Consider the following 9,365-nt stretch of genomic DNA (forward strand, 5'->3'; position numbering starts at 1 on the left):
TCGACTGGGACGCCGGAGCCGTCTCCCTCCTCACCGAAGCCACCCCCTGGCAGCCGGGCGAAGAGCGCCCCYGCCGCGCCGCCGTCTCCTCCTTCGGCATCAGCGGCACCAACGCCCACCTCATCCTCGAACAGGCACCCCCCACCGAGCCCGGAGCCGAAACCGGAGCCGAGCGGCCGGCCGACGCCCCGGTGGTGCCGTGGGTGGTCTCCGGCCGCAGCGAAGCGGCCCTGCGCGCCCAGGCGGCGCGGCTGCACGAGCGGCTGACGGAGCTCCCCGATGCCTCGGCCGCGGCGGTCGGSCGGGCCCTGGCCCGGACCCGTACGCAGTTCCCGCACCGGGCGGCCGTGGTGGCGGGCGACCGCGAGACGCTGATGACGGGGCTGGCGGCGCTGGCCTCGGGCGGCGGCGAGGTGGAGGGCGTCGCCTCCGCGCGGGGGCGGCTGGCGTTCCTCTTCACGGGGCAGGGCAGCCAGCGGGTGGGGATGGGGCAGGAGCTGTACGCCGCGTTCCCGGTGTTCGCGGCGGCCTTCGACGAGGTCTGCGACGCCCTGGAGGCGCACGGGCAGCCGGTGCGCGGGGCGCTGGCCGACCCGGAGGCGATCCACCGCACGGAGTTCGCGCAGCCGGCGCTGTTCGCGATCGAGTCGGCGCTGTTCCGGCTGTGGGAGTCCTGGGGTGTGCGGCCGGACGTGGTGGCCGGGCATTCGGTCGGTGAGCTGACGGCGGCCTACGTGGCCGGGGTGCTCTCCCTCGACGACGCGGCCCGGCTGGTGGTGGAGCGCGGGCGGCTGATGCAGGCGCTGCCGGCGGGCGGCGCGATGCTCGCGGTGCAGGCGTCGGAGGAGCGGGTGCTGCCGGTGCTGGTGGGCCTGGAGGAGTCGGCCGTGCTGGCGGCGGTCAACGGCCCCGAGTCGACGGTCGTGTCCGGTGACGAGGAGGCGGTCTCCGCGGTCGCCGCGCGCCTGGAGGAACTGGGCGTCCGGACGCGCCGCCTGACGGTAAGCCACGCCTTCCACTCGCCGCACATGGACGCGATGCTGGAGGAGTTCCGGGCCGTCGCGCGGGGCCTGGAGTTCCGCGCCCCGGCGATCCCGGTGGTCTCGACCCTGACGGGGCGGCTCGCCACGGCGCGGGAGCTGGGCTCCGCCGACTACTGGGCCGACCACGCGCGCCAGGCCGTACGGTTCCACGCGGCGGTGCGCACGCTGCGGGACGAGGGCGTCACCGCGTTCGTCGAGCTGGGCCCGGACGGACCGCTGACGGCGATGGCCCAGGCGGAGGCCGAGGCGGGCGCGGGAACGGGCGCCGGGACGGGGTCCGATGCGGGGTCCGATGCGGGCGCCGGGATCCCGGCGGTGTGCGTGGCGTCGCTGCGCAAGGACCGCCCGGAGCCGCAGGCCGTGATGACGGCCCTCGCGCGGCTGCACGTCCGGGGCGCGGTGGCGGTGGACTGGCAGGGCGTGTTCGGCGGTGACGGCAACGACCCCGTGGACCTGCCCACGTACGCCTTCCAGCGCGAACGCCACTGGCTGGACGCGGCGGAGGCGCGGGGCGACCTGGGCGCGGCGGGGCTGGCGGCGGCCGAGCACCCGCTGCTGGGGGCCGCGGTGGAGCTGGCCGACGGGCAGGGGCACCTGTTCACGGGCCGGCTGTCGCTGGCGGCCCTCCCGTGGCTCGCCGACCACGCGGTGCTGGGCTCGACCCTGCTGCCGGGAACGGCGATGGTGGAGCTGGCGCTGCTGGCCGGGTTCCGGCTGGGCACGCCCGTCGTCGAGGACCTGACGCTGGAGGCGCCGCTGCCGCTGGACGGGGTCGAGGTGGACGTGCAGCTGGTCGGCGGCCCGCAGGACGGTTCGGGGAAGCGGCAGGTCCGGCTGTACTCCCGCACGGCGCAGGGCGTCGAGTGGGTCCGGCACGCGACGGGCACGCTCGCCCCGGCCCCGCTCGACACGGTCACGGTCGCCGACGCGCCGTCCGCCGGGGCCTGGCCTCCGGCGGGGGCGGTCGCGATCGGGACGGACGGCCTCTACGAGCGGCTGGCCGAGCACGGTTACGCGTACGGGCCGGCGTTCCAGTGCCTGCGCGGTGCCTGGCGCGACGGGGAGGACGTCTACGCGGAGGTGGGCCTGCCGCCGGGTGCGGCGGGTTCCGGTGAGGACGAGGACGCACTGTTCACCGTGCATCCGGCGCTGCTGGACGCGGCGTTGCACGTGCTGGCCCTGGAATCGCTGCCGCGGGAGGGCGAGCCGGCGCGGTTCCGGCTGCCGTTCGCGTGGAGCGATGTGCGGCTGTTCGCCACGGGGGCCTCGGAGTTGCGGGTCCGGCTGTCGCGGAGCGGGCCGGACGAGGTGTCACTGGCGGTGTCGGACGGGGACGGCAACCCGCTGTTGTCGGTGGGTTCCCTGTCGGTGCGGCCGGTGGCGGCGGCCGAGCTCTCGGCCGCTCCGGGTGTGCGCGACGGGCTCTTCGGGATCGACTGGACGCCGCTGTCCACCCGGGTCGAGGGGCCCGTGGTGGCGCCGGCGGTGCTGGGCGAGGACCCGTACGGGCCGTCGGGAGCGGACGCGTATCCGGACCTGGCCTCGCTTCCCGAGCCCGTCCCGCCGGTCGTGGCGCTCTTCGCCGCGGAGTCCGGTGAGGACGTGCCCGCGGCGGTCCACGCGTCGACCGCCGCGCTGCTGGCGACCGTGCGGGAGTGGCTGTCCGAGGAGCGGTTCGCGTCCTCGCGGCTGGCCGTGGTGACCCGCGGTGCGGTGGCGGCCGGGGAGGACGACCACGTACGGGATCCGGCGGCGGCGGCGCTGTGGGGTCTGGTGCGTTCGGCCCAGACCGAGTACCCGGGGCGGCTGCAGGTCGTGGACCTCGACGGCACCGAGGTCTCCCGTACGGCGCTGGCGACGGCGCTGGCCTGTGGTGAGCCGCAGTTCGCCGTCCGCGAGGGCGCGGTGTCGGTGCCGCGGCTGGTGCGGACCGGCGGCCCGACGGCGGGACTCGTCCCGCCCGGGGACGGCGGCGACTGGCGGCTGGACGTGACCGCCAAGGGGACGTTGGAGAACCTGGCGCTGCTGCCGACCCCCCGCACCCCCCTGGAACCCGGACAGATACGCATCGACGTCCGCGCCGCGGGCCTCAACTTCCGCGACGTCCTCATCGCCCTCGGCATGTACCCCGGAAACGAAGCACTCATACCACCGTCACCGACCACCGCATGGCCACCCACACCCCCCACCACCTCACCCACACACAAGCAGCCACCCTCCCCGTCGTCTACCTCACCGCCTACTACGCCCTCCACGACCTCGCCCACATCCAACCCGGACAAAAACTCCTCATCCACGCCGCCACCGGAGGCGTCGGCATGGCCGCCCTCCAACTCGCCCACCACTGGGGCATCGAAGTCTTCGCCACCGCCAGCCCCCACAAATGGCCCACCCTGCGCGCCATGGGACTCGACGACGACCACATCGCCTCCAGCCGCACCCTCGACTTCGAACAACACTTCCTCAACACCACCAAAAACACCGGCGTCGACGTCATCCTCGACTCCCTCGCCGGCGACTTCGTCGACGCCTCACTACGCCTCCTCCCCCACGGCGGCCACTTCCTCGAAATGGGCAAAACCGACATCCGGAACCCCGAGGACATCGCACACACCCACCCCGGCATCACCTACCAACCCTTCGACCTCCAAGCCGACACCACCCCCGACCACATCCAGCACATGCTCACCCACCTCACCAACCTCCTCACCCAAAACCACATCACCCCCATCCCCACCACCACCTGGAACACCCACCAAGCACCCCAAGCCCTCCGCCACCTCCGCCAAGCCCGCCACACCGGCAAAATCGCCCTCACCCACCCCACCCCCCTCAACCCCAACGGCACCATCCTCATCACCGGCGGCACCGGCACCCTCGGCGCCCACACCGCCCGACACCTCATCACCCACCACAACGCCAAACACATCCACCTCATCAGCCGCCAAGGCCCCCACACCCCCACCGCCCAACAACTCCACACCGAACTCACCAACCTCGGCGCCCACACCACCATCACCGCCTGCGACACCACCGACCGGACGCGCTCGCCAGGCTCCTCGACGGCATCCCGGACGAACACCCGCTGACGGCCGTCATCCACACCGCCGGCATCCTCGACGACACGCTGCTGGAAGGCCTCACGCCCGAGCGGCTGCACGAGGTACTGCTCCCCAAGGTGGACGCGGCCTGGAACCTGCACGAGCTGACCCGCCACGCGGACCTGAGCGCGTTCGTCCTCTTCTCCTCGATCGCCGGCACCCTCGGCAACGCAGGGCAGGCCAACTACGCGGCGGCCAACACCTTCCTCGACGCCCTCGCGGAGTACCGCCGCTCCCAGGGGCTGCCCGGTTCCTCCCTCGCCTGGGGCCTGTGGGACCAGACGAGCGGCATGACGGGCGCCCTGGACGAGACGAGCCGCGCCAGGATCGGCCGCAGCGGGGTCGCCCCGATGCCCGTCGAGGAGGCCCTGGAGCTGCTCGACGCCGCGCTGGTCTCGGACCGCGCCGTGACCGTCCCGGCCCACCTGGACCTCGCCGCCCTGCGCCGCCGGGCCGACGAGGGCACCCTGCCCGTACTGCTGAGCACCCTGGTGAAGCCCCGACTGCCCCGCGCCGGGGCGCGCCCCGGCGCGACGGGCCCGGCGGGTGCCGGCAGCCAGGCCCTGGCGAAACTCGTGGGGCTGCCCGCCGCCGAGCGGACCAGGGCGCTGCTGGACCTGGTCCGTACCCAGGCCGCCACGGTGCTCGGACACTCCACGACGGAAGCCGTCGATCCCGAACGCCCCTTCGGTGAGATCGGTTTCGACTCGCTGACCTCGGTCGAGCTGCGCAACCGGATGAACGCGGCGACGGGCCTGCGCCTGTCGGCCACGCTGGCGTTCGACCACCCCACCCCGGCGGCCCTGGCCCGCCACATACACGAACTGCTCGACGGAGCCACGGCCGCGCCCGCGCCGGCGATGGCGACGGCGACGGCGCCCACCGCCGCGGCACCCGGCGCGGCGGACGAGCCGATCGCCGTCGTGGCGATGAGCTGCCGCTATCCGGGCGGTGTCGCCTCGCCCGAGGAGCTGTGGCGGCTGGTGGCCGAAGGCACCGACGCCATCGCGGAGTTCCCCACCGACCGCGGCTGGGACACCGCGGGCCTCTACCTGCCCGAGCCCGGGACCCCGGGCAGGACGTACACCCGGCACGGCGGCTTCCTGTACGACGCCCCGCTCTTCGACGCCGAGTTCTTCGGCATCAACCCGCGCGAGGCCACCGCGGCCGACCCGCAGCAGCGGCTGCTGCTGGAGACGGCCTGGGAGGCCTTCGAACGCGCGGGCATCGACCCGGCGACGCTGCGCGGCAGTGACACGGGGGTCTTCGCGGGCACCAGCTCCCAGGACTACACGGCGCTGCTGGACTCCGCCCCCGACAGTGCGGGCGGCTACCGGCTCACGGGCAGCTCGGCGAGCATCATCTCCGGCCGGGTCGCCTACACCTTCGGGCTGGAGGGTCCGGCGGTCAGCATCGACACGGCGTGTTCCTCGTCGCTGGTGGCCATCCACCTCGCGGCCCAGGCGCTGCGCCAGGGCGAGTGCTCGCTCGCGCTGGCCGGCGGGGCCTCCGTACTGGCGACGCCGACGCTGTTCGTCGAGTTCAGCCGGCAGCGGGGGCTGGCCCCCGACGGCCGCTGCAAGGCCTTCTCCGCCGACGCCGACGGCACGAGCTGGGGCGAGGGCGTGGGCCTGGTGCTGCTGGAGCGGCTCTCCGACGCCGAGCGCAACGGGCGCCGGATCCTCGGGGTGATCCGGGGCAGCGCCGTCAACCAGGACGGTGCCAGCAACGGTCTGACGGCGCCCAACGGCCCGTCCCAGGAGCGGGTGATCCGCCAGGCCCTCGCCWMCGCCCGCCTSSARCCYRCCGACGTCGAYGCSGTCGARGCSCACGGCACSGGCACCMSCCTCGGCGACCCCATCGAGGCCCAGGCCCTCCTCGCCACCTACGGCCAGAACCGGGCCGAGGGGCTGCCGGTGCACCTGGGCTCGGTGAAGTCGAACATCGGCCACACCCAGGCGGCCGCCGGCGTCGCGGGCGTGATCAAGATGGTCATGGCGATGCGCCACGGCATCCTCCCCAAGACCCTGCACGCCGAGGAGCCCACCCCGCACGTCGACTGGAGCGCCGGCTCCGCCCGGCTGGCCACCGAGTCCGCGCCCTGGCCCGAGACGGGCCGGCCGCGCCGCGCCGCGGTCTCCTCGTTCGGCATGAGCGGTACCAACGCCCACCTGGTCCTGGAGGCCGCGCCGACCGCGGAGCCGCAGCCCGCGGAGCGGGCCGGGGCCGGTCCGGCCGCTGCCTCCGCGACAGCCGGCTCCCCGGTTCCCGGCGCGGTCCCCTGGCTGCTGAGCGGGCGTTCCGCCGACGCCCTGCGGGCGCGCGCCGGGCAGCTGCTGGGCCGTCTCGACGCCGACCCCGGAGCCGGTGTCGCGGACCTCGCACGCGCCCTGGCGACGACCCGGGCCGCCTTCGAGCACCGCGCGGTGCTCGTGGGAGCGGACCGGGACGAGCTGCGCGAGGGGCTCGCGGCCCTCGCTCGGGGCGACGCGGCGCCGCCGCTGACGCAGGGCCTCGCCCGGTCCGGGCACCAGGCGGTGTTCGTGTTCCCCGGACAGGGATCCCAGTGGCAGGGCATGGCGCTGGAGCTGCTCGGCGACTCGCAGGTGTTCCGGGAGCGGATGCGCGAGTGCGCCGAGGCGCTGGCCCCGCACACCGACTGGGACCTCTTCGACCTCCTGCACGGCAGGCCGGGGGCACCGGCGATGGACACCGCCGAGACGATCCAGTGCGCGCTGTTCTCGGTCATGGTGTCGCTGGCAGCGCTGTGGCGCTCGTACGGCGTCGAACCGGCGGCGGTCATCGGCCACTCCCAGGGCGAGATGGCGGCGGCGTGCGTGGCCGGCGCGCTCACCCTGGAGGACGCCGCCCGCGTCGTGGCGCTGCGCGCCCGGGCCCTCGACACCCTGCACGGCAGCGGCGGCATGCTGTCCGTGCCCCTGCCGCACACCGAGGTCGTGGAGCTGCTGCGGCGGTGGGACGACCGGCTGTCGCTCGCGGCCGTCAACGGTCCGCGCTCCACCGTGGTATCCGGCGACGTCGAGGCGCTGCGCGATATGCACGAGCACTGCACCGCCGAGGGAGTGCGCAGCAAGGTGCTGCCCGTCGGCTACGCCTCGCACGGCCCGCACGTCGAGGCCGTCCGGGAGCGTCTCGCCGAGGTGCTGGCGCCCGTGGCCCCGCGGCCCTGCGACATCCCCTTCTACTCGACCGTCACCGCGGGCCCCGTCGACACCACCGGCCTGGACGCCGGGTACTGGTACCGCAACCTCCGCGGCACCGTCCGCTTCTCGGAGACCGTCGCCGCCCTGGCGGCCGCGGGGCACCACACCTTCATCGAGGTCAGTCCCCACCCGGTGCTGACCCTCGGCGTCCAGGAGACGCTGGAGGAGCTGGACCCGCGCGCCGCCACCACCGTGATCGGTACGCTGCGCCGCGACGACGGCGGCCCCTCCCGGATGCTCGCCGCGCTCGCCGCCGCGTACGTCCAGGGCCTCGACGTGGACTGGTCACCGGCGCTGCCGGAGGCCGCGGGACCGGCCGTCGAGCTGCCGACGTACCCGTTCCAGCGGCGGCGGCACTGGCTGGACGCGGGGCCCGAGCGACCGGGTTCCGCGCGGCTGGGGCTGCGGCCGGCGGGTCACCCGCTGCTCGGCGCGGCCCTGCCGCTCGCGGGCAGCGACGGCCTCATCGTCACGGGCAGCCTGTCGCGCGCCGACCGGCCGTGGCTCGCGGACCACGCGGTGACCGGGACCGTCCTGCTGCCGGGCACCGCCTTCGTGGAACTCGCCCTGCACGCCGCCGGGGAGGTGGGCTGCGCGGGTGTCGAGGAGTTGACGGTGCTGGCGCCGCTGCCGCTGGCGGAGGAGGCCGTGCACCTCCAGTTGACCGTCGGCCCGCCGGACGGGGCGGGGCTGCGGCCCCTGCAGATCCACTCCCGGCCCGGCGGTGCCGACGCGGACCTGCCCTGGACCCGGCACGTGACCGGGACCCTGGGCGCGGCCGTCGGGCCGGAGGCGGACGACGCGTTCGTGTCCTGGCCACCGGCCGGAGCGACCCCGGTGGACGTGAGCGGGCACTACGGGTTCCTGGAGTCCCTCGGGTACGAGTACGGGCCGGCCTTCCGGGGGCTGACGGCCGCCTGGCGGTCCGGCGAGGACCTGTACGCCGAAGTGGCCCTGGACGAGGCCCTGTCGGAGGAGGCCGACTCCTTCGGTCTGCACCCGGCGCTGCTGGACGCGGCCCTGCACGTCCTCGGCCTGAACGGGCCCGGTGACGAGGACCGGCCGGTGCGGCTGCCGTTCGCCTGGAGCGGTGTGCGGCTGCACGCAGGGGGCGCCCGGGAGCTGCGCGTACGGATCTCGCCGGCCGGCCCGGAGGCGGTGTCCGTGCACGTCGCGGACACCGCCGGGCAGCCGGTGGCCTCGGTGGACTCCCTCGTCCTGCGGGCCGGGTCGCCGGGGCCGGTGCCGAGCAGCGCGACGGGGGCGGACTCCCTGTTCCGGCCCGGGTGGACGCCGCTGGCGCTGCCCGACGCGGACGGCGCCGCCTGGGCCGTACTGGGCTCGCCCGGCCTGGCCGGGGCCCTGGGCGCCGCTGCGTACGCGGACCTGCGGGCACCGGAGGGTGAGGTGCCGGCCGTGGTGGTCGTCGAGGGCCGCGCGCGGTCCGACGGCGACCTGGCCGGGGTCACGCGGGAGGCGACGTGCCGGGCCCTGGGCATGGCGCAGGCCTGGCTCGCCGAGGAGCGGTTCGCCTCGTCACGGCTGGTGTTCCTCACCCGGGGCGCCGTGGCGGCCGGGCCCGGCGATCAGGTGCACGACCTCGCGCACGCCGCGGTGTGGGGTCTGCTGCGCACGGCCCAGTCGGAGAACCCGGGGCGCTTCGTCCTGCTGGACGTGGACGGCCGGGAGGAGTCGCGGGACGCGATCCGCGCGGCGGTGGCCACCGGTGAGCCCCAACTGGCCCTTCGTGAGGGGGAGCTGCGTGTCGCGCGGCTCGTCCGTGCGACGCCGGGCGAGGACGAGCTGGCGGTGCCGGACGCCGCGGACTGGCGTCTGGAGAGCCTGGCGAAGGGGACGTTGGAGAACCTGGCGCTGCTGCCGACCCCCCGCACCCCCCTGGAACCCGGACAGATACGCATCGACGTCCGCGCCGCGGGCCTCAACTTCCGCGACGTCCTCATCGCCCTCGGCATGTACCCCGGAAACGAAGCACTCAT

At 75.2% G+C, this 9,365-nt stretch carries 1 protein-coding gene and 2 pseudogenes; all 3 read left to right on the plus strand.

Features of this window, described 5'->3' with window-relative positions; all coding sequences use genetic code 11:
- Nucleotides 1–2,906: pseudogene (locus AB4039_RS41250) on the plus strand (acyltransferase domain-containing protein); the annotation flags it as partial.
- A 481-nt stretch (nucleotides 2,907–3,387) separates the two neighbouring features.
- Nucleotides 3,388–8,124, plus strand: a pseudogene (locus AB4039_RS41255) (SDR family NAD(P)-dependent oxidoreductase); the annotation flags it as partial.
- An 87-nt stretch (nucleotides 8,125–8,211) separates the two neighbouring features.
- Nucleotides 8,212–9,365: polyketide synthase dehydratase domain-containing protein (locus AB4039_RS41260; RefSeq protein WP_442273205.1), on the plus strand; the 1,154-nt coding region annotated here is incomplete at its 3' end.

The sequence above is a fragment of the Streptomyces sp. M-16 genome (assembly GCF_052114405.1).
Classification (GTDB): Bacteria; Actinomycetota; Actinomycetes; order Streptomycetales; family Streptomycetaceae; genus Streptomyces.